This window comes from Pseudomonas sp. HLMP (assembly GCF_046365545.1).
Classification (GTDB): Bacteria; Pseudomonadota; Gammaproteobacteria; order Pseudomonadales; family Pseudomonadaceae; genus Aquipseudomonas; species Aquipseudomonas guariconensis_B.
The window spans coordinates 1341542-1365768 of the sequence record NZ_JBDLLR010000001.1; the positions used below are offsets into that span (position 1 = coordinate 1341542).

At 66.1% G+C, this 24227-nt stretch carries 18 protein-coding genes; 9 read left to right on the forward strand and 9 right to left on the reverse strand.

What is annotated here, in order from left to right; translation table 11 throughout:
• Window positions 1-7 precede the first annotated feature (7 nt).
• Window positions 8-2653 (reverse strand): pyruvate dehydrogenase (acetyl-transferring), homodimeric type, encoded by a 2646-nt coding sequence (gene aceE / locus ABFA30_RS06370; RefSeq protein ID WP_253080216.1) that lies wholly within the window; start codon window positions 2651-2653, stop codon window positions 8-10.
• A gap of 384 nt (window positions 2654-3037) precedes the next feature.
• Here aceE and glnE point away from each other — a divergent pair, with 384 nt between their 5' ends.
• The 8 genes from glnE (at window position 3038) to ABFA30_RS06410 (ending at window position 13072) form a co-directional block, all read left to right on the forward strand.
• Window positions 3038-5971, forward strand: a complete 2934-nt coding sequence (gene glnE / locus ABFA30_RS06375) for a bifunctional [glutamate--ammonia ligase]-adenylyl-L-tyrosine phosphorylase/[glutamate--ammonia-ligase] adenylyltransferase (RefSeq protein WP_225786506.1) — start codon at window positions 3038-3040, stop codon at window positions 5969-5971.
• Between the two features lie 140 nt (window positions 5972-6111).
• Window positions 6112-7161 carry a lipopolysaccharide heptosyltransferase II gene (waaF, locus tag ABFA30_RS06380; RefSeq protein ID WP_253080215.1) on the forward strand — a complete coding sequence of 350 codons (1050 nt, stop codon included), beginning with the start codon at window positions 6112-6114 and terminating at the stop codon, window positions 7159-7161.
• A complete protein-coding gene (gene waaC, locus ABFA30_RS06385; protein ID WP_253090711.1) occupies window positions 7162-8220 on the forward strand; it encodes a lipopolysaccharide heptosyltransferase I in 1059 nt (352 codons plus the stop codon).
• Complete coding sequence (locus ABFA30_RS06390) at window positions 8220-9344, forward strand: glycosyltransferase family 4 protein (protein ID WP_253102083.1); 1125 nt, start codon at window positions 8220-8222, stop codon at window positions 9342-9344. The genes waaC and ABFA30_RS06390 overlap by 1 nt, the downstream gene beginning before the upstream one ends.
• Complete coding sequence (gene rfaP, locus ABFA30_RS06395) at window positions 9341-10147, forward strand: lipopolysaccharide core heptose(I) kinase RfaP (protein ID WP_253102086.1); 807 nt, start codon at window positions 9341-9343, stop codon at window positions 10145-10147. The genes ABFA30_RS06390 and rfaP overlap by 4 nt, the downstream gene beginning before the upstream one ends.
• Complete coding sequence (locus tag ABFA30_RS06400; protein WP_225786501.1) at window positions 10147-10881, forward strand: lipopolysaccharide kinase InaA family protein; 735 nt, start codon at window positions 10147-10149, stop codon at window positions 10879-10881. The genes rfaP and ABFA30_RS06400 overlap by 1 nt, the downstream gene beginning before the upstream one ends.
• Window positions 10878-11630 (forward strand): lipopolysaccharide kinase InaA family protein, encoded by a 753-nt coding sequence (locus ABFA30_RS06405; RefSeq protein WP_225786500.1) that lies wholly within the window; start codon window positions 10878-10880, stop codon window positions 11628-11630. The genes ABFA30_RS06400 and ABFA30_RS06405 overlap by 4 nt, the downstream gene beginning before the upstream one ends.
• Window positions 11630-13072: a lipopolysaccharide kinase InaA family protein gene (locus ABFA30_RS06410; protein ID WP_410045247.1), complete on the forward strand. Its 1443-nt coding sequence runs from the start codon at window positions 11630-11632 to the stop codon at window positions 13070-13072. The genes ABFA30_RS06405 and ABFA30_RS06410 overlap by 1 nt, the downstream gene beginning before the upstream one ends.
• Window positions 13073-13141: 69 nt before the next feature.
• Here the strand turns inward: ABFA30_RS06410 and ABFA30_RS06415 are convergent, their stop codons facing one another.
• The 7 genes from ABFA30_RS06415 to ABFA30_RS06445 form a co-directional block, all read right to left on the reverse strand.
• Window positions 13142-13321 carry a DUF4175 domain-containing protein gene (locus tag ABFA30_RS06415; RefSeq protein ID WP_225786498.1) on the reverse strand — a complete coding sequence of 60 codons (180 nt, stop codon included), beginning with the start codon at window positions 13319-13321 and terminating at the stop codon, window positions 13142-13144.
• Window positions 13318-14430 (reverse strand): PepSY-associated TM helix domain-containing protein, encoded by a 1113-nt coding sequence (locus ABFA30_RS06420; RefSeq protein WP_253102097.1) that lies wholly within the window; start codon window positions 14428-14430, stop codon window positions 13318-13320. The genes ABFA30_RS06415 and ABFA30_RS06420 overlap by 4 nt, the downstream gene beginning before the upstream one ends.
• A 46-nt stretch (window positions 14431-14476) precedes the next feature.
• Window positions 14477-16888, reverse strand: a complete 2412-nt coding sequence (locus ABFA30_RS06425) for a TonB-dependent siderophore receptor (RefSeq protein WP_410045248.1) — start codon at window positions 16886-16888, stop codon at window positions 14477-14479.
• A gap of 174 nt (window positions 16889-17062) precedes the next feature.
• Window positions 17063-18019 carry a FecR domain-containing protein gene (locus ABFA30_RS06430; RefSeq protein WP_253080212.1) on the reverse strand — a complete coding sequence of 319 codons (957 nt, stop codon included), beginning with the start codon at window positions 18017-18019 and terminating at the stop codon, window positions 17063-17065.
• Window positions 18016-18534: an RNA polymerase sigma factor gene (locus ABFA30_RS06435; RefSeq protein ID WP_225786494.1), complete on the reverse strand. Its 519-nt coding sequence runs from the start codon at window positions 18532-18534 to the stop codon at window positions 18016-18018. The genes ABFA30_RS06430 and ABFA30_RS06435 overlap by 4 nt, the downstream gene beginning before the upstream one ends.
• Window positions 18535-18633: 99 nt before the next feature.
• Window positions 18634-19344 carry a PolC-type DNA polymerase III gene (locus ABFA30_RS06440; RefSeq protein WP_225786493.1) on the reverse strand — a complete coding sequence of 237 codons (711 nt, stop codon included), beginning with the start codon at window positions 19342-19344 and terminating at the stop codon, window positions 18634-18636.
• Complete coding sequence (locus ABFA30_RS06445) at window positions 19341-21278, reverse strand: DUF294 nucleotidyltransferase-like domain-containing protein (protein WP_253090713.1); 1938 nt, start codon at window positions 21276-21278, stop codon at window positions 19341-19343. Before ABFA30_RS06445 ends, ABFA30_RS06440 begins: the two co-directional genes overlap by 4 nt.
• Before the next feature lie 223 nt (window positions 21279-21501).
• Here ABFA30_RS06445 and ABFA30_RS06450 point away from each other — a divergent pair, with 223 nt between their 5' ends.
• Entirely contained in the window at window positions 21502-21945 is a 444-nt protein-coding gene (locus ABFA30_RS06450; RefSeq protein WP_410045249.1) for a response regulator, read from the forward strand.
• 48 nt (window positions 21946-21993) lie between these two features.
• Here the strand turns inward: ABFA30_RS06450 and ABFA30_RS06455 are convergent, their stop codons facing one another.
• Window positions 21994-24171, reverse strand: a complete 2178-nt coding sequence (locus ABFA30_RS06455) for a malate synthase G (RefSeq protein ID WP_225786490.1) — start codon at window positions 24169-24171, stop codon at window positions 21994-21996.
• Window positions 24172-24227: the final 56 nt, after the last annotated feature.

Here is a 24227-nt window from a genome sequence, read left to right on the forward strand (position 1 = left end):
ATACTCCTCAGCAGTCCAGTGGGTTGCGCTTGTCCGGATCGATGCCGAACTTGACGATGGCGTCGGCCACCACCTTCGGTTCGATCTCGCCACGGTCGGCCAAGGCTTCCAGGGCAGCCAGCACCACGAAGTGACGGTCGACTTCGAAGAAGTGACGCAGCTTCTTGCGGCTGTCGCTGCGACCGAAACCGTCGGTACCCAGGACCTTGTACTCCTTGCTCGGCACCCACTGACGGATCTGCTCGGCAAAGATCTTCATGTAGTCGGTCGAGGCCACGACCGGGCCCTTACGGCCGGCCAGGCACTGCTCGACGTAGGTCTGCTGCGGCTTCTGGCCAGGCTTGAGGCGGTTGGCGCGCTCAACGGCCAGGCCGTCGCGACGCAGTTCGTTGAAGCTGGTGACGCTCCACACATCGGCGCCGACGTTGAACTCCTCGCGCAGGATCTTCGCCGCTTCGCGGACTTCGCGCAGGATGGTGCCGGAGCCCATCAGTTGCACGTGGTGCGCGGCTTCGCGGGTGTCTTCCTCGAGCAGGTACATGCCCTTGATGATGCCTTCCTCGACGCCGGCCGGCATGGCTGGCTGGGTGTAGGCTTCGTTCATCACGGTGATGTAGTAGAAGACGTCCTGTTGCTCTTCGGTCATCTTCTTCATGCCGTCCTGGATGATCACCGCCAGCTCGTAGCCGTAGGTCGGATCATAGGTGCGGCAGTTCGGGATGGTGCCCGCCAGCAGGTGGCTGTGGCCGTCTTCGTGCTGCAGGCCTTCACCGTTGAGGGTGGTACGGCCGGCGGTGCCGCCGATCAGGAAGCCACGGGTGCGGCTGTCGCCAGCGGCCCAGGCCAGGTCACCGATACGCTGGAAGCCGAACATCGAGTAGAAGATGTAGAACGGCAGCATCGGCTGGTTGTGGTTGCTGTACGAGGTACCGGCGGCGATGAACGACGACATGGCGCCGGCTTCGTTGATGCCTTCCTCGAGGATCTGGCCCTTCTTGTCCTCGCGGTAGAACATCACCTGGTCCTTGTCGACCGGCTCGTACAGCTGGCCTACGGACGAGTAGATGCCCAGCTGGCGGAACATGCCTTCCATACCGAAGGTACGGGCTTCGTCCGGGATGATCGGGACGATGCGCTGGCCGATTTCCTTGTCCTTGACCAGCTGCGCCAGGATACGCACGAAGGCCATGGTGGTGGAGATCTCGCGGTCGCCCGAGCCGTCCAGGATCGCCTTCAGGGTTTCCAGCGGCGGGGTCGGGACGCTGAAGCTCTTGGCACGGCGCTGTGGCACGAAACCGCCCAGGGCGGCGCGGCGCTCGGCCAGGTACTTGGCTTCGGCGCTGCCTTCTTCGGGACGGAAGAACGGCAGGTTCTCCAGCTCGCTGTCCTTGACCGGGATGTCGAAGCGGTCACGGAACTGACGCAGGCTGTCGACGTCGACCTTCTTGGTGTTGTGCGCGGTGTTCTTGGCTTCGCCAGCGCCGGTGCCGTAACCCTTGATGGTCTTGGCCAGGATGACGGTCGGCTGGTCCTTGTGGTTGACCGCCTGGTGGTACGCCGCGTAGACCTTGTACGGGTCGTGGCCGCCACGGTTGAGCTTCCAGATCTCTTCGTCGGACAGGTCTTCGACCATGGCCTTGAGTTCTGGGGTGTTGAAGAAATGCTCGCGGACGTACGCACCGTCCTTGGCTTTGTAGTTCTGGTATTCGCCGTCGATGACTTCGTCCATGCGACGCTGCAGGGCACCGTTGGTGTCCTTGGCGAACAGCGGGTCCCAGAAGCGGCCCCAGACGACCTTGTTGACGTTCCAGCCACCGCCGCGGAACACGCCTTCCAGTTCCTGGATGATCTTGCCGTTGCCACGCACCGGGCCGTCCAGGCGCTGCAGGTTGCAGTTGATGACGAAGATCAGGTTGTCCAGCTTCTCGCGGCCGGCCAGGGCGATGGCACCCAGGGATTCCGGCTCGTCGCACTCGCCGTCGCCCATGAAGCACCAGACCTTCTGCTTGCCGGCCGGGATGAAGCCACGGGCTTCCAGGTACTTCATGAAGCGTGCCTGGTAGATCGCCTGGATCGGGCCCAGGCCCATGGAAACGGTCGGGAACTGCCAGAAGTCAGGCATCAGCCAGGGGTGTGGGTAGGAGGACAGGCCGTTGCCGTCCACTTCCTGGCGGAAGTTGTTCATCTGGTCTTCGCTGATGCGGCCTTCGAGGAAGGCGCGGGCGTAGATGCCGGGGGAGGCGTGGCCCTGGAAGAAGATCAGGTCGCCACCGTGCTCCTCGGTCGGAGCCTGGAAGAAGTAGTTGAAGCCGATGTCGTACAGGGTGGCACTGGAGGCGAAGCTCGAAATGTGGCCGCCCAGGTCCGAATCCTTCAGGTTGGTACGCATGACCATGGCCAGGGCGTTCCAACGCACCATCGAGCGAATGCGGCGTTCCATGAACAGGTCGCCGGGCATGCGTGCTTCGTGGGTGACAGGGATGGTATTGCGGTATGGCGTGGTGATGGCATACGGCAGCTGGGAGCCACTACGGGTGGCCAGCTCGCCCATGCGGGTCATCAGGTAGTGAGCGCGGTCTTCGCCTTCTTTGTCGATGACCGACTCCAAGGCATCCAGCCATTCCTGGGTTTCGACGGGATCGAGGTCTTGCATGGCTTGCTCCAGGGCGGAAAGGCCACCAGAATCGATGGCCTGAGTTTGCGACTGGCCTTTTGGGCAGACGTCGTGAATTCTTGGATTTACCGGACAGTCATCCGGCGCCGTGTAGTTTTACTACAAATGATTTGGCATTTCATGCTTTTGCACCGCCGGGGTAGTAGTAAAACTACAGAAAAACGGCTTTTGGCCGCCTTCCGGGTTGTGGAGAAAAACGTTCCCGTTGGTTGGGACTGTGTTCTGAAGAGGTGAATCTTGATGTTTCTTGCCAATGATTCGTTTTTTTCAGCTATTTCCAACTTTTGTATGACAGTCCAACCGTGGTCCGGCTTCCCCTTGACCGTACCTACCCCTCACCGACTCGCCGATCAAGGATAGACCATGCGCCTGCCTTTGCCGTCCGATCTGCCCGCCGCCCTGCAGCCACTGGCCGCTCGCAACCGACAATCCCTGCTGGAGGCCGTCGCCGGCCTCGAAGGGCTGGACCTGGACAGTTGGAGCCCGGTGCATCGGCAACAGTTCGACCAGGTCGCTGCCGCCAGCGACTTCGTCCTCGACCAGGCCCTGCGCGAGCCGGCCATGCTCTTCGAGCTGCTGGCCAGCGGCGAGCTCGAGCAGCGTTTCGGCCCCGGCCAGCTAAGCGCGCGCGTCGCCACCGCGGCCCAGGCCGCGCAGAGCGAGGAGGAACTGGCGCGCAACCTGCGCCGCGAGCGCAACCGCCAGCAACTGCGCATCATCTGGCGCGATATCACCCGACAGGCCGCGCTCGGCGAAACCTGCCGCGATCTTTCCGACCTGGCCGACGCCTCCATCGACCAGGCCTACCAGTGGCTGTACCCACGCCATTGCCAACAGTTCGGTACACCGATCGGCAACCGCAGTGGCCAGCCGCAGCACATGGTGGTGTTGGGCATGGGCAAGCTGGGGGCGGTGGAGCTGAACCTCTCGTCGGACATCGACCTGATCTTCGCCTTCCCCGAGGGCGGTGAAACCGAAGGAGTCAAGCGTTCGCTGGACAACCAGGAGTTCTTCACCCGCCTGGGCCAGCGGCTGATCAAGGCGCTGGACCCGGTCACCGTCGACGGTTTCGTGTTCCGCGTCGACATGCGCCTGCGCCCCTACGGCTCGGCGGGTGCCCTGGTGCTGTCGTTCAATGCCCTGGAGCAGTACTACCAAGACCAGGGCCGCGACTGGGAGCGCTACGCCATGATCAAGGCGCGGGTGGTGGCCGGCGACCAGGTGGCAGGTGCCCAGTTGCAGGACATGCTGCGCCCGTTCGTCTACCGCCGTTACCTGGACTTCTCGGCCATCGAGGCGCTGCGCACCATGAAGCAGCTGATCCAGCAGGAGGTGCGCCGCAAGGGCATGGCCGAGAACATCAAGCTTGGCGCCGGTGGCATCCGTGAAGTGGAGTTCATCGCCCAGGCCTTCCAACTGATCCACGGCGGGCGCGACCTGAGCCTGCAGCAGCGACCGCTGCTCAAGGTCCTGGCCACCCTCGAGGGCCAGGGCTACCTGCCGCCGGCGGTGGTCGCCGAGCTGCGCGAAGGCTACGAGTTCCTGCGTTATACTGAGCATGCGATCCAGGCCATCGCCGACCGCCAGACGCAGATGCTGCCGGACGATGCCACGGACCGCGCGCGCGTTGCCTATATCCTCGGCTTTGCCGACTGGTCGGGCTTCCACGCGCAACTCATGCATTGGCGTGGGCGTATCGACTGGCACTTCCGCCAGGTGATCGCCGACCCGGACGACGAGGACGGCGAGGGCGAGCTGGTGGTCGGTGGCGAATGGTCGCCGTTGTGGGAGCAGGCTCAGGACGAGGAGGCCGCCTGCCGCCAATTGGAAGAGGCCGGCTTCAAGCAGCCGGCCGAGGCCCTGCGGCGGCTGGCCGGGTTGCGCGCCAGCCCGCAGTTGCGCTCGATGCAACGTATCGGCCGCGAGCGGCTGGATGCCTTCATTCCGCGCCTGCTGGCCCAGGCCGTCGAGCACGACGACCCGGACCTGGTGCTGGAACGGGTGCTGCCGCTGGTCGAGGCGGTGGCACGGCGTTCCGCCTACCTGGTGTTGCTGACCGAGAACCCCGGCGCCTTGCGCCGCCTGCTGACCCTGTGCGCAGCCAGCCCGTGGATCGCCGAGCAGATCGCCCGCTTCCCGCTGCTGCTCGACGAACTGCTCAACGAAGGCCGCCTGTTCAGCCCGCCGCTGGCGCCGGAGCTGGCTTCGGAGCTGCGTGAGCGGCTGACGCGCATCCCCGAGGACGACCTGGAGCAGCAGATGGAAGCCCTGCGCCACTTCAAGCTGGCCCACAGCCTGCGCGTGGCCGCCTCGGAGATCACCGGCAACCTGCCGCTGATGAAGGTCAGCGACTACCTGACCTGGCTGGCCGAGGCGATCCTCGACCAGGTGCTGGCCCTGGCCTGGCGCCAGACCGTGGCCCGTCATGGCCAGCCCAGGCGCAGCGACGGCAGCCTGTGCGACCCGGGCTTCATCATCGTCGGCTACGGCAAGGTCGGCGGCATCGAACTGGGCCATGGCTCGGACCTGGACCTGGTGTTCATCCACGATGGCGACCCCCAGGCCGAGACCGATGGCGCCAAGCCGATCGACAGTGCGCAGTTCTTCACCCGCCTGGGCCAGCGCATCATCCATATGCTGACCACCCAGACCAACTCCGGCCAGCTCTACGACGTCGACATGCGCCTGCGCCCGTCCGGGGCCTCGGGGCTGCTGGTCAGCTCCCTCGGTGCCTTCGAGCGCTACCAGCAGAACGAAGCCTGGACCTGGGAGCACCAGGCGCTGGTGCGGGCCCGCGTGTTGGTGGGCTGCAAGCAGGTGGCGACGGCCTTCGAGGCGGTACGCGCCCGTGTGCTCGGCCAGGCCCGCGACCTGGACAAGCTGCGCAGCGAAGTGAGCGAGATGCGCGCCAAGATGCGCGACAACCTCGGCACCAAGGTCACCGCCGCAGGCACCGCGGGCAACGCCTTCGACGCCGGCCAGCCCTTCGATATCAAGCAGGATGCCGGCGGTATCGTCGATATCGAATTTATGGTGCAATACGCCGCTTTGGCCTGGTCCCACGACCATCCGGCCTTGCTGCGCTGGACCGACAACATCCGCATCCTCGAGGAGCTGGAGCAGGCCGGCCTGGTGCCTGCCGGCGACGCGGTGCTGCTGCGCGAGGTGTACAAGGCGTTCCGTTCGGCTTCGCACCGCCAGGCCCTGCAGAAGCAGGCTGGGGTGATCGACGCGGCGCAGTTCGCCGATGAGCGCCGCGAGGTGCGGCGGATCTGGGGGCAGTTGGGTCTGACGTGAGGCCCAATCGCCGGCGTGCCGGCGATTGGGGAACAGCATGGACCTGGGTGATACACTGTCCGCCACATAGCCTGAATATAAAGAGGGGAGGCCAGGCTGTACCGCAGCCTGCAGCCTCCCCGAGCGTTTCTGGACTAAGCATGAGAATACTGATCATTGGGCCCAGCTGGGTTGGCGACATGGTAATGGCGCAAACCCTGTTCCAGTGCCTGAAACAGCAGCACCCCGAATGCGTGATCGATGTGCTGGCGCCCGAATGGAGCCGGCCGATCCTCGAGCGCATGCCCGAGGTGCGCCAGGCCTTGAGCTTCCCGCTCGGCCACGGCGTGCTGGAGCTGGCCACGCGCCGGCGTATCGGCAAATCGCTGGCCGGCCAGTACGACCAGGCGATCCTCCTGCCCAACTCGCTGAAATCGGCGTTGGTGCCGTTCTTCGCCGGCATCCCCAAGCGCACCGGCTGGCGTGGCGAGATGCGCTATGGCCTGCTCAACGATGTGCGCACCCTGGACAAGGCGCGCTATCCCCTGATGATCGAGCGCTTCATGGCCCTGGCCTATGCGCCAGGCGTCGAGCTGGCGCAACCTTATCCACGGCCGACCCTGCAGATCGAGGCGCAGAGCCGCGACGCCGCCCTGGCCAAGTTCGGCCTGGAGCTGGACCGGCCGGTGCTGGCGCTGTGCCCGGGCGCGGAGTTCGGCGAGGCCAAGCGCTGGCCGGCCGAGCATTACGCCGAGGTGGCCGATGCGATGATCCGCCAGGGCTGGCAGGTCTGGCTGTTCGGTTCGAAGAACGACCACCCGGTGGGCGAGTCGATCCGCGACCGGCTGATCCCAGGTTTTCGTGAGGAGTCGACCAACCTGGCCGGTGAAACCTCCCTGGCCGAAGCCATCGACCTGTTGTCGTGCGCCGCTGCAGTGGTGTCCAACGACTCCGGCCTGATGCACGTGGCTGCCGCGCTCAACCGCCCGCTGGTGGCGGTCTATGGCTCGACCTCGCCGGGCTTCACCCCGCCGCTGGCCGAACAGGTGGAGATCGTGCGCCTGGGGATCGAATGCAGCCCCTGCTTCGACCGCACCTGCCGCTTCGGCCACTACAACTGCCTGCGCCTGCTGGAGCCGCAGAAAGTGATCGCCGCCCTGCACAGCCTGGGCGGGCCGAACCTGATCGATACCGTGACCGAGGTCGACTAAGTGCGGGTCCTGATCATCAAGACGTCGTCGCTGGGCGATGTGATCCACACTCTCCCGGCACTCACCGATGCCGCCCATGCCATCCCTGGGATCCGCTTCGACTGGGTGGTGGAAGAAGGCTTCGCCGAGATCCCCAGTTGGCATCCGGCCGTCGATCAGGTGATCCCGGTGGCCATCCGCCGCTGGCGCAAGAACATCTGGCAGACCCTCAAGAGCGGCGAATGGCGGGCGTTCAAGCAACGCCTGCGGGCGCAGCGGTACGACCTGGTGATCGATGCCCAGGGCCTGGTCAAGTCGGCCTGGCTGACCCGCTACGTCAAGGCGCCGGTGGCCGGGCTGGACCGCTATTCGGCCCGCGAAGGCTGGGCCAGCCGCTTCTACGACCGGCGCCTGTCGGTCGCCGTCGGCCAGCATGCGGTGGAGCGGGTGCGCCAGCTGTTCGCCCTGGCCCTGGCCTACGACCTGCCGGAAGGCCTCGGCCGCTACGGCCTGGACCTCGACCGCCTGCAACTGCCGCCCGCCGCACCCTACGTGGTGTTCCTGCATGGCACCACCTGGGCCACCAAGCACTGGCCCGAGGCCTACTGGCGTGAACTGGCCGAGCGCATGGGCCGGCGCAAGCTGCAGGTGTGCCTGCCCTGGGGCAACCAGGCCGAGAAGGACCGCGCCGAGCGCATCGCCCAGGGCCTGGACAACTGCCAGGTGCTGCCGCGCCTGAACCTGGCCGGCGTCGCCCGCGTGCTGGCGGCGGCCAAGGCCTGCGTGGCGGTGGACACCGGCCTGGGCCACCTGGCCGCGGCGCTGGACGTGCCGACCATTTCGCTGTTCGGCCCCACCAACCCTGGCCTGACCGGTGCCTACGGACGTGCCCAGGTCCACCAGGCCAGCGATTTTCCCTGCGCGCCCTGCCTGCAGAAGAAATGCACCTACAAGCCGAGCGCCGAGGACCTGCGCCGGTTCGATCTCAAACGCGAGTGGCCGCTGTGCTTCACTCGCCTGAATCCCGAGCATGTGGCGAGCCGCTTGAGCGCGTTGCTGCTGGCTGAGGATGTTCGTTGATGCAACTGGCTTTCGTGCTTTACAAATACTTCCCCTTCGGCGGGCTGCAGCGCGATTTCATGCGCATTGCCCTGGAGTGCCAGAAGCGGGGCCACCAGATCCGTGTCTACACGCTGATCTGGGAGGGCGATGTTCCGCCGGGCTTCGAGGTGCTGGTGGCGCCGGTCAAGGCGCTGTTCAACCACCGCCGCAACGAGAAACTCAGCGCCTGGATGGCCGAGGACCTGGCAAAGCGCCCGGTCGATCGCCTGATCGGCTTCAACAAGATGCCGGGCCTGGACGTCTACTACGCCGCCGATGGCTGTTTCGAGGACAAGGCCCAGACCCTGCGCGGCGGCCTGTACCGGCGCTGGGGCCGCTACCGGCATTTCGCCGAGTACGAGCGTGCGGTGTTCGCCAAGGAGGCTGCCACCGAGATCCTGATGATCTCCGAGGTGCAGCAGCCGTTGTTCATCAAGCACTACGGCACGCCGCAGGCGCGCTTCCACCTGCTGCCGCCGGGCATCTCCCAGGACCGCCGGCGGCCGGCCGACGCCGACGCGATACGCGCCGAGTTCCGCAAGGCGTTCGGCCTGGGCGACGACGATTTGCTGCTGGTGCAGATCGGTTCGGGCTTCAAGACCAAGGGCGTCGACCGCAGCCTCAAGGCCCTGGCCGCGCTGCCGTCGGCCCTGCGCAAGCGCACCCGGTTGATGGTCATCGGCCAGGACGACCCCAAGGTGTTCCAGTTGCAGAGCGCCACGTTGGGGTTGGGCGAGCAGGTGCAGTTCCTCAAGGGGCGCAGCGATATCCCGCGCTTTCTGCTCGGCGCTGACCTGCTGATCCACCCGGCCTACAACGAGAACACCGGCACCGTGCTGCTGGAGGCCCTGGTGGCCGGCCTGCCGGTGCTGGTCTCCCAGGTCTGCGGCTATGCGCACTACATCGCCGAGGCCAATTGCGGCCTGGTGCTGGACGAGCCTTTCGAACAGCAGCAACTCGACACCTACCTGCAACGCATGCTCGAGGATGGCCAGGCCCGTGTCGCCTGGTCGCACAATGGGTTGGCCTTCGCCGACAGCGCCGACCTGTACAGCATGCCGCAGCGTGCTGCCGACGTGATCCTGGGTCAGGAGACCGCATGAAGCTGATACTGGCCGAACCCTTCAAGCGCCTGTGGGCCGGGCGCGACCCCTTCGATGCCGTGGAGGCCCTGCAAGGCCAGGTGTTCCGTGAGTTGGAGGGGCGCCGTACCTTGCGCACCGAGGTCGATGGCGAAGGCTACTTCGTCAAGATCCACCGTGGCATCGGCTGGGGCGAGATCTTCAAGAACCTGTTCAGCGCCAAGCTGCCGGTGCTCGGTGCCGGCCAGGAGTGGCGGGCCATCCAGCGCCTGCATGAGGTCGGTGTGCCGACCATGACCGCCGTGGCCTATGGCGAGCGGGGCAGCAACCCGGCGACCCAGCACTCGTTCATCGTCACCGAGGAACTGGCGCCGACCATCAGCCTGGAAGACTTCAGCCTCGACTGGACCAAACAGCCGCCACCCGTGCGCCTGAAGCACGCGCTGATCGCCGAGGTGGCGCGCATGACCGGTGCCATGCACCGTGCCGGGGTCAACCATCGCGACTGCTACATCTGCCACTTCCTGCTGCACACCGACCGCCCGGTGACGCCCGAGGACCTGAAGCTCTCGGTGATCGACCTGCACCGTGCCCAGACCAGGGCCCGCATCCCTCGCCGCTGGCGCGACAAGGACCTGGCGGCCCTGTACTTCTCGGCCCTGGACATCGGCCTGACTCGCCGCGACAAGCTGCGTTTCCTGCGTGGCTACTTCCAGCGCCCCCTGCGCCAGGTCCTGGCCGACGAAGCCGTGCTGCTCGCCAGGCTCGAGCGCAAGGCGCAGAAACTCTACGATCGCAAGCAACGCTATGGAGACGCGCTCTGATGGCGGGATGGACACTGGCGCCAGGCTACGAGCGCCTGGCGGCGGACTTCGGCAGCCTCGAGGCGGTGTTCGCCCTCGAGGGCGAACGCCTGACCCATGACCCGCTCAGCGAGGTCATCCGTATCCAGCGCGAAGGGGTCAACTACTACGTCAAGCGCTACACCGGTGCCGGCAAGGCCCTGCGTCGCTACATGGGGCGGCCGCGCATCAAGGCCGAGTGGCAGAACCTCAAGCAGTTCGCCAAGTGGGATATCCCGACCGCCGAGGTGGTGGCCTGGGGGCTGGAGCGCAAGGGCCTGGCCTTCGGCCGCGGGGCGATGATCACCCGCGAGCTGCCGCGTACCGAAGACCTCTCGGCGCTGGCCGAACGCAACGACCCGCGCCTGGCTGACCGCGCCTGGGTCGACCATGTCAGCCGCCAGCTGGCACGCCATACCCGGGTCATGCACGATCACCACTTCGCCCATAACGACCTGAAGTGGCGTAACCTGCTGGTCGACGACCAGGCCACGGTGTTCTTCATCGACTGCCCGACCGGTGATTTCTGGCGTGGCTTCATGTTGCGCCACCGGGTCATCAAGGACCTGGCATGCCTGGACAAGGTCGCCAAATACCATCTGTCGGCAACCCAGCGGTTGCGCTTCTACCTGCAATACCGCGGGCACGAGCGGCTCAACGCACGGGACAAGCGGCGCATCCGCCAGGTGGTGAGATTTTTCGAGGGAAGGGAATGACCGATTACCTGGCCAGTGCCGACGAGGCGCTGCTGCAACGGCATGGCCTGAGCGACTTCGAGGCGCTGTGGGCGCTGCAGCTCGATGCCGTGGACGAACCCAATACCGGCCGTGGCGGCTGGAGCAGCGTCTTTCGCCTGGAGCTGGAAGGCAAGGGGTTCTACCTCAAGCGCCAGAGCGACTACCTCACGCGCACCCTGTACCGCCCCTTCGGCGAGCCGACCTTCGCCCGCGAATTTCGCAACATCAGCCGTTACCGGAAACTGAACATCCCGGCCTTGCAGGCCGTCTTCTACGGCGAGCGCAAGGGTAACGGCCAACACCGCGCCATTCTCATGACCCGCGCCCTGGACGACTGGAGCGACCTGGAAAGCCTGTTGGCCCAGTGGCCGCAACTGCAGCCGGCAACACGCCAAGGCATCCTCCAGGCCTGCGGCACCCTGGCGCGCACGCTGCACGCCGCCGGGCAGTTGCATGGTTGCTTCTACCCCAAGCACATCTTCCTGCGTGAGCGCCGCGAGGGCTGGCAGGCACAGCTGATCGACCTGGAGAAGACCCGCCCGCTGCTGTTCGGCATGCGTGACCGGCTCAAGGACCTGGAGCCGTTGCTGCGCCGTGCCCGGGCCTGGAGCGAGGCGGACGTGCGTACCTTGCTGGCGGCCTACCTGCAGCAGCCGGCCGACAGTTCGCTGGTCGATACCTGGTTGCAGCGCCTAGGGCGCCGCCGTCGTGAAAAGGAGGCCCGCTGATGCGTTTGCCTGAACTGAAGGACGCCGGGCGCAGCCCGACGCTGCCCCTGACCGTGACCCTGGCCGATGCCGCTGGCAGCGCTGACCTGCAATTGCTCAGCCTGCTGCGCGTGTTGCCGGGCCAACGCTATGTCGGCGCCGGCATCTGGCGTGGCACGCCGGTGCTGGCCAAGCTGCTGGTCGGCAACAGCGCCGCCCGGCATTTCCAGCGTGAGCTCGAAGGCGCCCGGCTGATGGCCGCCCAGGGCCTGACCACACCGCAGCTGCTGGCCGACGGCCTCAAGGAGGGCGAGGGCGGCTGGCTGCTGTTCGAGTTCCTCGAAGGCGCCGAGAGCCTGGCCGATGCCTGGGCCAAGGTGCAGGACCTGCCCGTGCTGGCCGACGAGCAGCAACAGGTGCTCGGCGAGGCGCTCGCCGCGGTCGCGCACATGCATGCCAAGGGGTTGTGGCAGGAAGACCTGCACTTGGACAACCTGCTGCGCCATGACGGCCGGCTGTACCTGATCGACGGTGCTGGCATCAAAGCCGAGACGCCGGGCCAGCAACTGTCGCGCCAGCGGGTGCTGGAGAACCTCGGGGTGTTCTTCGCCCAGTTGCCCAAGCGCCTGGAACCGTTCATCGAAGAGCTGCTGGTGCACTATCTGCTGGCCAACGCCGAGCACGCCTTGCCGCTGGAAACCCTGCAGAAGCAGGTGGACAAGGTGCGCAGCTGGCGCCTGAAGGATTACCTGGAGAAGGCCGGGCGCGAATGCACGCTGTTCAGTGTCGAGCGCAGCCTGTCGGGGCTGCGGGCGATCCGCCGGGCTGAGGTGGACGCCATGCTGCCGGTGCTGGCCCAGGCCGATGCACTGATCGACCAGGGCCACCTGTTCAAGACCGGTGGGGCCGCCAGCGTGGCACGCATCGACGTGGGCGGTCGTGCGCTGGTGCTCAAGCGCTACAACATCAAGAACACTGCCCATTGGTTCAAGCGCTTCTGGCGCCCGAGCCGGGCCTGGCATTCATGGATCGAGGGGCACCGCCTGGCGTTTCTCGACATCGCCACGCCACGGCCGCTGGCAGTGCTGGAGCAGCGGGTCATGGGCCTGCGCAGCCGGGCTTACCTGGTCACTGAATATGCCGATGGCCCGGACTTGATCGAGTGTTTCCAGCCCTACGTGGAAAGCGGCGAAGCGCCCGAGGAGCAGGTGCAGGCCCTGGTGCACCTGATGCAGCAGTTGGTCCGTGAGCGCATCAGCCATGGCGACATGAAGGGGCACAACCTGTTCTGGCTGGATGGGCAGTGGTCGTTGATCGACCTCGATGCCATGTGCCAGCACGCCACGCAACTCAGCTTCGCTCCAGCTTATGCCCGGGACCGGGCGCGGTTGCTGCGCAACTGGCCGAGCGGCAGTGCCTTGCACCGGCGCCTGGATGAGGTGTTGCCGCGATTGGGGGCGTGAGGTTCCTGCAGGATCGTGGGGCCGCTTCGCGGCCCCAATGGGCGCCAAGACAGCGAGCCTCCCCAAGGCTCACCCCCGTCGCCACAACCCGCGCACCCCCAGCACCGCCGGTATCCCCAGCCCCAGCCAGGACAGCACGTCCCACCCACCATCCCCCAGCAGCGCGGCGAACAGCCCCACGGCGCCGAGCACGGCGATCAGCGCCGGCCAGGCGAAGATCCGTCGGCTCGACTGCGACCTGTGGCTCATGCCTGCACCTCCCGAGCCTTGCGCTGCTTGCCCCACCACAGGTAAAGACCGCTGCCGAGCACGACGATGGTCAGCACATCGAGCACTGCCCAGAGGATCTGCATCGGCCGCCCGCCGTAGTCGCCGAAGTGCAGTGGCTGCGACAGGCCCATGGCGTCCATGTACCAGGGGCGGTCGCCCACGGCGGTGACCTGCAGGGTTTGTGCATCGATCAGCACCGGGGTCAGCAGGTGCGAGGTCAGGTGCGTGGCGCCTTTCATGAACACGGCGTAGTGGTGCTCGCTGGAAAAGCGTGTGCCGGGGAAGGCGATGAAGTCCGGGTGCATGCCCGGGGCGGCCTCGGCGGCGATGTCCAGCAGGCGGTCGGCCGGGGCGCGCGCGGTGAGCGGTGGCGCATCGCGATAGGGGGCGACCATCGCTGCCAGGCTTTCGTTGCGCCAGGCGGCGATGACCAGGTCGGCACAGGCGCTGATCACCCCGGTGACGCCGACCACCAGGGCCCAGGTCAGGGTGACGATGCCGATCAGGTTGTGCAGGTCGAGCCAGCGCAGGCGTCGCGACTTGTCGTGGCGTACCGTGGCGAACGCCAGACGGCGCATGAACGGTGCGTAGAGCACGGTGCCGGAGACGATCGCCACGACGAACAGCACACCCATGAAGGCCAGCAGCAGCTTGCCCGGCAGGCCGGCGAACATGTCCACGTGCAGGCGCAGCATGGTCATCATGATGCCACCGTTGGCGGCCGGCATGGCCACCGCCTCGCCGGTGCGGGCATCGAGCATGAAGGTGTGCGAGGCGTTGGGCTCGGTGCCGGCGGTGGCCGCCATGATCGCCACCACGCCGTTGCGGTCGTCCTCGTCGTAGCCGAAGTACTGCATCACCTCGCCGGGGCGATGGGCCTCGGCCTTCAGGACCAGCTGTTGCAGGTCCAGGTGCGGGGTGTCTGCGGGCATTTCACGCAGTTCGGGGGCATCGCCCAGCAAGTGTTCCAGCTCATGGTGGAAGATCAGTGGCAGGCCGGTCAGCGCCAGTAACAGCAGGAACAAGGTGCAGACCAGGCTGCTCCAGGTATGGATCACGGACCAGCGGCGGATGGTTCGGCTTTTCATCACGGCTCCGGGGTGTCGCGAAAAGGGGCGCAACGCGCCCCCGCCTTCAGAACTTGTAGTTGACGCTGGCCACCACGTTGCGCTCGTCGCCGTAGTAGCACCAGTAGCCATCACAGTTGGACAGATAGTCCTTGTTGAACAGGTTCTTCGCTTCCACGGCTACGCTCAGGCCTTTCATGCTGTTGTCCAGGCGGCCCAGGTCGTAGTGGACCGAGGCGTCGTACACCGTGTAGGAGCTGACATGGGCAAGCTCAGTGTTGGCCGTGTTGCCGTAGGTATCGCCGACGTAGCGCACGCCGCCGCCGATGCCGAAGCCGTCCAGCAGGCCGCTGTGCCAGGTGTAGTCGGCCCACAGGGTGGCCTGGTTGCGCGGGATCAGGGCCATGCGGTTGCCTTTCTCGGTGGCTAGGCCTTTGCGGATCTCGGTGTCGGTGTAGGTGTAGGACGCGACGGTCTTGAAGTTCTCGGTCAGTTGGCTGGTGGCCTCCAGTTCCAGGCCGCGCACCTGCAGCTCGCCGACCTGGCGGGTGATGCTGCCTTCAGTGACCCGCACGTTCTTTTGGCGCAGGTCATAGACGGCGGCGGTGAGCAGGGTGTCGCTGCCCACCGGCTGGAACTTCACCCCCACTTCGTACTGGCGGCCTTCGGTGGGCTCGAAGGATTGGGCTGAGTCGACGTTGGCGCCGCTGGCCGGTTGGAACGACTCGGTGTAGGAGACATAGGGGGTCACGCCGTTGTCGAACACGTAGCTCAGGCCGACGTTACCGCTGAAGGCCTTGTCACGTTGGGTGCTGGTGGCGTCGGCCTTGTTGTGGAACACGGTGCCGGTGTGCACCCAGTCCTCGCGCCCGCCGAGGGTCAGGCGCCAGTTGTCCAGGGCCATCTGGTCCTGGATATAGACGCCGGTCTGGTAGGTTTTCTGACCGAAGTCCTGCATGGCGAAGTAGGTGACATTGGACATGTCGGCGCCGTAGATCGGGCGCACGACATTGATCGGTGGCACGCCCAGGCCATACAGCCATTGGTAGTTGGTATTCGAGCGCTGGTGGTCCAGGCCCATCAGCAGGGTGTGATCGACGGCGCCCGTCTGGAAGTTGGCCTGCAGGTTGTTGTCCACGGCGAACTGGCTGATGTCTTCATTGACGATGCCGGACTCGCGGTTGACGTTGCCATCGGCGTCGATGTTGTTGACCGTAGCAACGTTGACTGCCTGGAATTCCAAGTCGCTCTTGGTGTAGCGCAGGTTCTGGCGGAGCTGCCAGGTGTCGTTGAAACGGTGCTCGAAGCCATAGCCCAGGGCGTAGTAGGTGCGGTCGTAGAAGTCCCAGTCCGGCTCGCCCAGGTTCTTGTGGTGGGAGATCTTGCCCACCGGCGAGCCCAGCTTGGTGCCCTGCAGCGGCAGGAACTGCCCGGTGATGCCAGTATCGTCGCGGGTGTACTGAGAGATGAAGGTCAGCTTGGTGTCTTCATCGATGTTCCAGGTCAGGCTGGGGGCGATGTTGTAGCGCTTGTCCGGGATGTGGTCGATGGGCGAGTTGCTGTCGCGCACCACGCCACTGACGCGGTAGAGAAAGCGGCCTTCGTCGTCGATCTTGCCGGTGCTGTCGAAGTTGATCTGCTTGTGCTCGTTGCTGCCGACCTGGGCCTCGATCTGGTGGGCACGTTCGGCCTGCGGGCGGCGGCTGACCATGTCGAGCATACCGCCGGGTGGCGTCTGGCCGTAGACGGATGATGCCGGGCCACGCAGCACGGTGATGCGTTCGAGGTTCCACGGCTCGACCTTGGGGTTGGCGAAGGAGCCTTTGGGCAGCGGCAGGCCGTCGAGAAACTGAGTCGGGTCGAAGCCGCGCACTCGCAGCCAGTCGGCACGGGAGTCGGAGCCGTAGCCGCTGCTCTGCACGCCGGCGGTGTAGCGCAAGGCGTCGTTGAGGTTGAGGACCTGGCGGTCGTCCAACTGCTGGCGGGTGATCACCGACAGCGAGCGGGGCGCCTCGACGATAGGTGTGTCGGTCTTGGTGCCGGCGGCAGTGCGGGTGGCCGCGTAGCCGCTGGATGCGCCCCAGGCGCTTTCATAGTCGCCGGTGGCGTTGATGGCGGTTTCCGGCAACGCCAGGCTGCCTTCGGGCGTGGCCACCAAGCTGTAGCTGCCGACGCTGCTCTGTTGCAGTTGCAGGCCGGTGCCGCGCAGGGCGGCCTGCAGGGCGCCGAGGGCATCGTACTGGCCGTTGACCGGCGCTGACTGGCGGCCGCTGACCAGGGCCGGGTCGATGGCCAGGGCGATGCCGGCCTGGCTGGCGATCTGGTTCAGGGTGCTGGCCAGCGGCGCGCTGGGCAGGTCGTAGGCGTGCATGCCGGACTGTTCGGCGGCGTGCAGGGCAGGGCTGGCCAATGGGCTGGCCAGGGCGATGGCCAGGGCCATCAGGCTGGGGCGCAGGAATGAATCAACGGCACGGGACATGCAGCGGCTCCTCGACGGATAAGTGCTAACTGCTTCCTTGCCGAACGAGATTGGGAAAGTGACAGGGGCGGTGGAAAAAAAGTTGCGAGTGGCGAGTTGGGCGCTGTAAGAGGGCAGGGACAATGCCGTTTCAGCTGCCAGGGGGCTGCAACGCAGCCCCAATACCGCGGGTGTTTATTTTTTGACCACTGTCACCCACCAGGGTGTATGCCGCTCGATCTTCACCGGCAGTGCCGGCAGCAGCGAGGCCAGGGCCAGGTCGGTGTCGGTCAGTGGGAAGCTGCCGGTCACCCGCAGGTCGGCGACTTCGGCGGCGACGCCCAGGTGCCCCTTGCGGTAACGGCCAAGCTCGGCCACCAGGTCGGCCAGGCGTACGTTGTCCACCACCAGCATGCCGTGGGTCCAGGCATCAGCGCCGCTGGCCACTGGGTTGACCTGGCCGAGACCGTCGCTGGTCATCAGTACCTGCTGGCCCTCGCGCAGGACCTGCTCGTCGCCGCTGTTCGACGGGCGTGCGGCGACCGAGGCTTGCAGCACCTCCAGGCGGGTACCCTGCTCCTCGCGCTTGACCAAGAAGCGTGTACCCAGCGGCCGCAGGCGGCCGTCGTCGGTGCGCACCAGCAACGGGCGGCTGTCCTGGTGGCCGGTTTCGACGGAAATCTCCCCCTGGTACAGGACGATCAGCCGCTGTTCGCCGGCATAGTCGATGTCCACCGCGGTATGGGTGTTCAGGCTCAGCAGGGTGCCGTCCTCCAGGCGCAGGGTGCGCAGTTCGCCGGTGCCGGTGCGCTGGTCGGCCAGCCAGTAGCCCGGCGACAGCGACGGTGCGCCGGCCCAGGCCAGCAGCACGCCCACCAGCAGCATGCCGGCCAGCCCACCGCCGAGCTTGGCGATCCGCCGCCGCAGGCCGGCGCGCGACTGCAGCAGGGCATGGCGCGCAGGGCCGGCGGCGGCACTGACACGCTGGTCGAGCATGCCCAACTGGCGCCAGGCGCGGGCATGCTCCTCGCTGGCGGCATGCCAGCGCATGAATTCGCTGCGCTCGTCGGGGCTGCCGTTGCCTTCGTCAAGGCACAGCTTCCAGGCAATGGCGGCATCCAGGACCTTGGCCGAGACCGGCGTGGTATTCACGTCGGCTCCCCGTAGAGCGCGACGTAGCACTGGCGCATGGCCTGGGCGATGTACTGGCGCACCCTCGACACCGAAACCCCCAGGCGTTCGGCGATCTCGGCATGGCCCATGCCGTCCAGGCGGTTGTGCAGGAAGGCCGCGCGCGCCTTGCTCGACAGCTTGCCGAGCAGGCGGTCGATGGCCTTGAGGTCTTCGAGGATCAGGTGCTGGGCTTCCGGGGACGGTTGCTCGGCCTCCGGCAGGCGTGCCAGCTCCGCCAGGTAGGCCTGTTCCAGGGCCGCGCGGCGGAAGTGGTCGAACAGCAGCCCCTTGGCCACTGCCACGAGGAAGGCGCGGGGTTCGCGGGGCGCGGCCAGTTGCTCGCGGCCGAGCAGGCGCACGAAGGTGTCCTGGCTCAGGTCTTCGGCGCGCTGGCGGCAGGCGGTGCTGCGTTGCAGCCAGGCCAGCAGCCAGCCGCGATGATCGCGGTACAGCGTACCGACCAGCTCGGCGTGTGGGCTCTGCGCAGACGACAAGAAGCGTCCCCCCGGAACGAATGCGTTAACTAACGATAATTATTCGCGATTGTCGCAGAGCTTAGGGGCGCGGTGCAATTGACGCTTATCGGATTGCCATCACCCACCCTGATGCTGGGCGTTGCGCCGACGCCACTGCTGCAGGCGCAAGTTCAGTTGCAGCGGGCTGTCGAGCTGCTGGCGGCGGGCCTGGCTGAACAGGATAAGCGCCAGTTCGGCGGTGACCTGGGCATCGGCGCTGGCGTGGTGGCGTTCTTCCACCTGCAGGCCGAAGCGTGCGATCCAGTCGTCGAGGCTGGCCTCGCGCAATACGGTGTCAGGGTTGAGCATCGGCGCCAGTTCGGCCACGTCGAAGAAGGGGTGCTGCAGACGATAGCCGAGGCTGTCTTTCAGGGCCCGGGCCAGCATGCGCTGGTCGAAGGGGGCATGGAAGGCGAGCACGGGGCTGTCGCCGATGAACGCCAGCAAGTCGAGCAGGGCCTCGGCCGGATCGCAGCCAGCGGCCAAGGCGCTGGGCCCAAGGCCATGGATCAGCACGCTGGGGTTGGTCTTCTGGTCCGGGCGGTGCAGGGTGCGTTCGAACTGCTGGCGGAAATCGATGGCGCCGTCCTCGATGGCCACGGCGCCGATCGACAGCACCTGGTCGCGGTTGACGTTCAGGCCGCTGGTTTCCAGGTCGAGCACCACCCAGCGTTGTTCGCGCAGCGATTTCACGCTCAGGGCCGGGGCCTTGGGCAGGCGTGCCAGGCGTTGGCGCAGGTGGTCGTCCAGGGCGGGCGAGGGCGGGCGCAGCCAGGCGAACAGATTCATAGCTGGTACCGCAGGGCCAGGCTGCTCTGCAGGCGCTGGGCCTGGCGTAGGGACTCGCGCAGGATGCGCCGGTCCAGGTGGTTGAGGCTGTCCGGGTCGAGCCGGTTGGAGTAGGGCAGGTTGTCGCGGGTCTGGCGCTGGTGCTGTTGCATGCGGGTCTGCTGGATGAAGTGGTAGGCCTCCTCGTAGGCGGCGCCATCGAGCGGGTCGATGACACCCCGGGCCACCAGCTGGCGAAGGCGCTCCAGGGTGTTGCAAGCCTCGATGCCGTTGGCCAGGGCCAGCAGCCGCGCGCCATCGACGAAGGGCGTCAGGCCCTGGACCTTGAGGTCGAGGGTGGCGGTCTTGTCGTTGCCCTGGCGGGTCAGCACGAATTCGCGCAGGCGCCCCACGGGCGGGCGCTGGCGCAGGGCGTTGTTGGCCATCATGCGCTGGAAGAGGCGGTTGCCCTGGACCTGCTCGAGGATCCCCTGGCGCAACTGCGCGCAGCCCTGTTCGTCGCCCCAGACCACCCGCAGGTCGAAGTAGATGCTCGAGCCGAGCAGGTTCTCGGGGCTGGCCTCGCGGATGAAGCCGGCGAAGCGCCGCGCCCATTCGCTGCGAGACAGGCACAGCTCGGGGTTGCCGGCCATGACGTTGCCCTTGCACAGGCTGAACCCGCACTGGGCCAGGCACTGGTTGATGTATTGGGCCAACGGCAGCAGGCGTGCGCGGATCGCGTCGGCCTCGGCGCTGTCGCGGGCGTCGAAGAGAATGCCGTTGTCCTGGTCGGTGTGCAGGGTCTGCTCGCGCCGCCCTTCGCTGCCGAAGCACAACCAGCTGAACGGCACGCCAGGGTCGCCGCGCTCGGCCAGGGCCAGCTCGATCACCCGGCACACGGTGTGGTCGTTGAGCAGGGTGATGATCTGGGTGATCTGGGTCGAGGAGGCGCCGTGGGCCAGCATGCGCTCGACCAGTTGGCCGATCTCGCCGCGCAGCGACACCAGGGTGTCCAGGCGTGGTGCGTGGCGGATGGTGCGGGCCAGGTGAACCAGATCGACCCGCTGCAGGGAGAACAGGTCGCGCTCGGAAATCACGCCGCACAGGCGCAGGTTCTCCACCAGGCAGACGTGGGCGATGTGCCGCTCGGTCATGGCCATGGCGGCGTCGAAGGCGCTGGCCTGGGGGCTCAGGTAGAACGGCTTGGCCGTCATGTAGCGATCGATCGGCGCGGACAGCTCGGCGCTGGCATCGGCCACCACCTGGCGCAGGTCGCGCAGGGTGAAGATGCCGATCGGGAAACGCTGCGGATCGACGATGACGATGCTGCCGACCTGCTGTTCATGCATCAGGTGCACGGCCTCGCGCAGGGGCATGTCCGGGGCGCAGACCACCGGGTGGCGCATGGCCAGTTCGCCCAAAGGCGTGTTCAGCGAATACTGGTTGCCCAGGGTTTCCACGGCGCGCTGGCGAACCTGCTGGTTGACCTGGTCGAGCAGGCTGCTGACGCCGCGCAGGGCGAAGTCGCGAAAGGCCTCCGAGAGGGAGAACACGCGGATGAAGGCGGCCTTGTCCAGTTGCAGGCAGAAGGTGTCCTCGCCGGCCAGGTGTTCGGTGCGGGTGGCCCGCTCGCCGAGCAGGGCGGCCAGGGGGAAGCATTCGCCACTGGCGATCTCGAAGGTGGTCTCCACACCAGGCTTGGTGACGTGCTGGCGTTCGCCGATCACACGGCCCTGCTTGACGATGTAGAAGTGCTCCACCGGGCCGTCGGCGGGCTTGATGATGCTTTCGCCGCTGGCGTAGAAGCGCAGTTGGCATTGCTCCACCAGGTAGGCCAGGTGGCTGTGCTCCATCTGGTTGAAGGGCGGAAAACGCTGGAGGAACTGCAGGGTACCTTGAATGTTCTGCAGCACCGCCGTTCTGCCGGCCTGGCTGTAGGCGTCCTTTTTGCTCATGGAACTACCGCATAGGTGTGTCGGCGTAAGTAGACGCCGACCTTGTTGTTCTAAGGCTCCATGGTCGGCCGGCAGCCCTGTGGTGCCCATTGGACGTAAGTCTATAGGACGCGGTGCGACCTGCCGGAATGTGTCGGGTGTCAAATAGCCGACAAAAGGCAGCTTGCATAGCGTTGTTTTGCGGTCTGAACTGGGTAAGTGGGATTTTTTTGACGAGATGGACATGGTCGAGCATGAAGACATCCTGAGTGACGCCGAGCGCGAAGCATTGGCCGTGGTGACTGCCCCTCCTGCACCGGCCCAGCAGGTGCTGGTGGTGGACGACAACGCGCTCAGTCGCGAGGCGTTGTGCCTTTACCTGAAGAGCAAGGGGATCGAGTGTGTCGACGCCGAGGGGGTCGCGGCGGCGCTCCGGCAACTCAAGCGCAACCCCCGTATCGGCCTGGTGATCACCGATTTGCGCATGGCGCCCACGGATGGCCTGGAACTGATCCGGCGAATTCGTGAATCGGAGCGGGCGGCGCTGTCGATCATCGTGGTGTCGGGCGACACCGATGTGAAGGAGGCGGTGGACGTGATGCACCTGGGAGTGGTGGATTTTTTGCTCAAGCCGGTGGACTTGGGGAGGGTGCTGGAACTGGTGAGGAAGGAGCTGGGGATCGAGTAGATTCATCCAAGTGGGGCCGCAACGCGGCCCCCGGTACGAAGATGTTGCTTACAGCCCATTACGCGCCTTGAACTCGCGGCGACGACGGTGCAGCACCGGCTCGGTATAGCCATTCGGCTGCTTGGCACCCTCGACCACCAGCTCGACTGCCGCCTGGAACGCGACGTTGTCGTCGAAGTTCGGCGCCATCGGGCGGTACTGGGCGTCACCGGCGTTCTGCTTGTCCACCACCGCGGCCATGCGCTTGAGGCTTTCCATGACCTGCTCCTGGCTGACGATGCCATGGCGCAGCCAGTTGGCCAGCAACTGGGCGGAAATCCGCAGGGTGGCGCGGTCTTCCATCAGGCCGACGTCGTTGATGTCCGGCACCTTGGAGCAACCCACGCCCTGGTCGATCCAGCGCACCACGTAGCCGAGGATGCCCTGGGCATTGTTGTCCAGCTCGTTGCGGATCTCCTCGGCCGACCAGTTGGTGTCGGCGGCCAGCGGGATGGTCAGGATATCGTCCACCGATGCCGGGGTACGCTTGGCCAGTTCCGCCTGGCGCGCCTGCACGTCGACCTTGTGGTAGTGCAGGGCATGCAGGGTGGCGGCGGTTGGCGATGGTACCCAGGCGGTGTTGGCTCCGGCCAGCGGGTGAGCGATCTTCTGCTCGAGCATGGCGGCCATCAGGTCGGGCATGGCCCACATGCCCTTGCCGATCTGCGCGCGACCTTGCAGGCCGGTGGCCAGGCCGATGTCGACGTTGTTGTTCTCGTAGGCGCCGATCCACTTCTCGTTCTTCATGGCGCCCTTGCGCACCACGGCGCCGGCTTCCATGGAGGTGTGGATCTCGTCGCCGGTGCGGTCGAGGAAGCCGGTGTTGATGAACACCACGCGCTCGGCGGCGGCCTTGATACAGGCCTTGAGGTTGACCGTGGTGCGGCGCTCCTCGTCCATGATGCCGACCTTCAGGGTGTTGCGTGGCATGCCCAGCAGGTCTTCGACACGGCTGAAGATCTCGGCGGCGAAGGCCACTTCCTCGGGGCCGTGCATCTTCGGCTTGACGATGTAGACACTGCCGGTGCGGCTGTTCTTGCGGCTGGTGTTGCCCTTGAGGTTGTGCAGGGCGATCAGGCTGGTGAACAGGCCGTCCTGGATGCCTTCGGGGATCTCGTTGCCCTGGGCGTCGAGGATCGCCGGGTTGGTCATCAGGTGGCCAACGTTACGCACGAACAGCAGCGAGCGGCCGTGCAGGGTGACGCTGCCGCCGTTTGGCGCGGTGTATTCGCGGTCCGGGTTCATGGTACGGGTGAAGGTCTTGCCACCCTTGGTCACGTTCTCGGCCAGGTCGCCCTTCATCAGGCCCAGCCAGTTGCGATAGACCAGGACCTTGTCGTCGGCATCGACGGCGGCGACCGAGTCTTCGCAGTCCATGATGGTGGTCAGCGCCGATTCCATCAGGATGTCCTTGACGCCCGCGGCATCGGTGCTGCCGACCGGCGTGCTGGCATCGACCTGGATCTCGAAGTGCAGGCCGTTGTGCTTGAGCAGGATGGCGGTCGGAGCCGCGGCGTCGCCGTGGTAGCCGATCAGTTGGGCGTCGTCGCGCAGGCCGCTGTTGCTGCCGCCCTTGAGGGCGACGACCAGCTTGCCGCCTTCGATGCGGTAGCCGGTGGAGTCGACGTGGGAGCCGGCGGCCAGGGGCGCGGCTTCGTCGAGGAAGGCGCGGCCGAAGGCGATGACCTTGTCGCCACGGACCTTGTTGTAGCCCGGGCCTTTCTCGGCGCCGCCTTCTTCGCTGATGGCATCGGTGCCGTACAGCGCGTCATACAGCGAACCCCAGCGGGCGTTGGCGGCGTTGAGGGCGAAGCGGGCGTTCATCACCGGCACCACCAGCTGTGGGCCGGCCATGCGGGCGATCTCTTCGTCCACGTTCTGGGTGGTGGCCTGGAAGTCGTCGACCGGGGGCAGCAGGTAGCCGATTTCCTGGAGGAAGCTCTTGTAGGCCGCGGCATCGTGGGCCTGGCCTTTGCGCGCTTGGTGCCAGGCGTCGATCTTGGCTTGCAGTTCGTCGCGCTTGGCGAGCAGGGCTTTGTTCTTTGCAGCGAGGTCGTTGATGATCTTTTCCGCACCGGCCCAGAACTGCTCGGCGACGATGCCGGTCCCTGGAATGGCTTCGTCGTTGACGAAGTCGTACAGGACCTTGGCGACCTGAAGGCCACCGACTTGAACGTGTTCAGTCATTGCTTGCCTCACTCTGCTCAGCTATTTCGCTCTTCTGTATTAAGCCTGTAGCGCTT

What these genes read in the sequence shown, in the direction of transcription:
- aceE (WP_253080216.1), bottom strand. Translation starts at nt 2,653, where the DNA reads ATGCAAGACCTCGATCCCGTCGAAACCCAGGAATGGCTGGATGCCTTG.
- glnE (WP_225786506.1), top strand. Translation starts at nt 3,038, where the DNA reads ATGCGCCTGCCTTTGCCGTCCGATCTGCCCGCCGCCCTGCAGCCACTG.
- waaF (WP_253080215.1), top strand. Translation starts at nt 6,112, where the DNA reads ATGAGAATACTGATCATTGGGCCCAGCTGGGTTGGCGACATGGTAATG.
- ABFA30_RS06390 (WP_253102083.1), top strand. Translation starts at nt 8,220, where the DNA reads ATGCAACTGGCTTTCGTGCTTTACAAATACTTCCCCTTCGGCGGGCTG.
- rfaP (WP_253102086.1), top strand. Translation starts at nt 9,341, where the DNA reads ATGAAGCTGATACTGGCCGAACCCTTCAAGCGCCTGTGGGCCGGGCGC.
- ABFA30_RS06400 (WP_225786501.1), top strand. Translation starts at nt 10,147, where the DNA reads ATGGCGGGATGGACACTGGCGCCAGGCTACGAGCGCCTGGCGGCGGAC.
- ABFA30_RS06405 (WP_225786500.1), top strand. Translation starts at nt 10,878, where the DNA reads ATGACCGATTACCTGGCCAGTGCCGACGAGGCGCTGCTGCAACGGCAT.
- ABFA30_RS06410 (WP_410045247.1), top strand. Translation starts at nt 11,630, where the DNA reads ATGCGTTTGCCTGAACTGAAGGACGCCGGGCGCAGCCCGACGCTGCCC.
- ABFA30_RS06415 (WP_225786498.1), bottom strand. Translation starts at nt 13,321, where the DNA reads ATGAGCCACAGGTCGCAGTCGAGCCGACGGATCTTCGCCTGGCCGGCG.
- ABFA30_RS06420 (WP_253102097.1), bottom strand. Translation starts at nt 14,430, where the DNA reads ATGAAAAGCCGAACCATCCGCCGCTGGTCCGTGATCCATACCTGGAGC.
- ABFA30_RS06425 (WP_410045248.1), bottom strand. Translation starts at nt 16,888, where the DNA reads ATGTCCCGTGCCGTTGATTCATTCCTGCGCCCCAGCCTGATGGCCCTG.
- ABFA30_RS06440 (WP_225786493.1), bottom strand. Translation starts at nt 19,344, where the DNA reads ATGAATCTGTTCGCCTGGCTGCGCCCGCCCTCGCCCGCCCTGGACGAC.
- ABFA30_RS06445 (WP_253090713.1), bottom strand. Translation starts at nt 21,278, where the DNA reads ATGAGCAAAAAGGACGCCTACAGCCAGGCCGGCAGAACGGCGGTGCTG.
- ABFA30_RS06450 (WP_410045249.1), top strand. Translation starts at nt 21,502, where the DNA reads ATGGTCGAGCATGAAGACATCCTGAGTGACGCCGAGCGCGAAGCATTG.
- ABFA30_RS06455 (WP_225786490.1), bottom strand. Translation starts at nt 24,171, where the DNA reads ATGACTGAACACGTTCAAGTCGGTGGCCTTCAGGTCGCCAAGGTCCTG.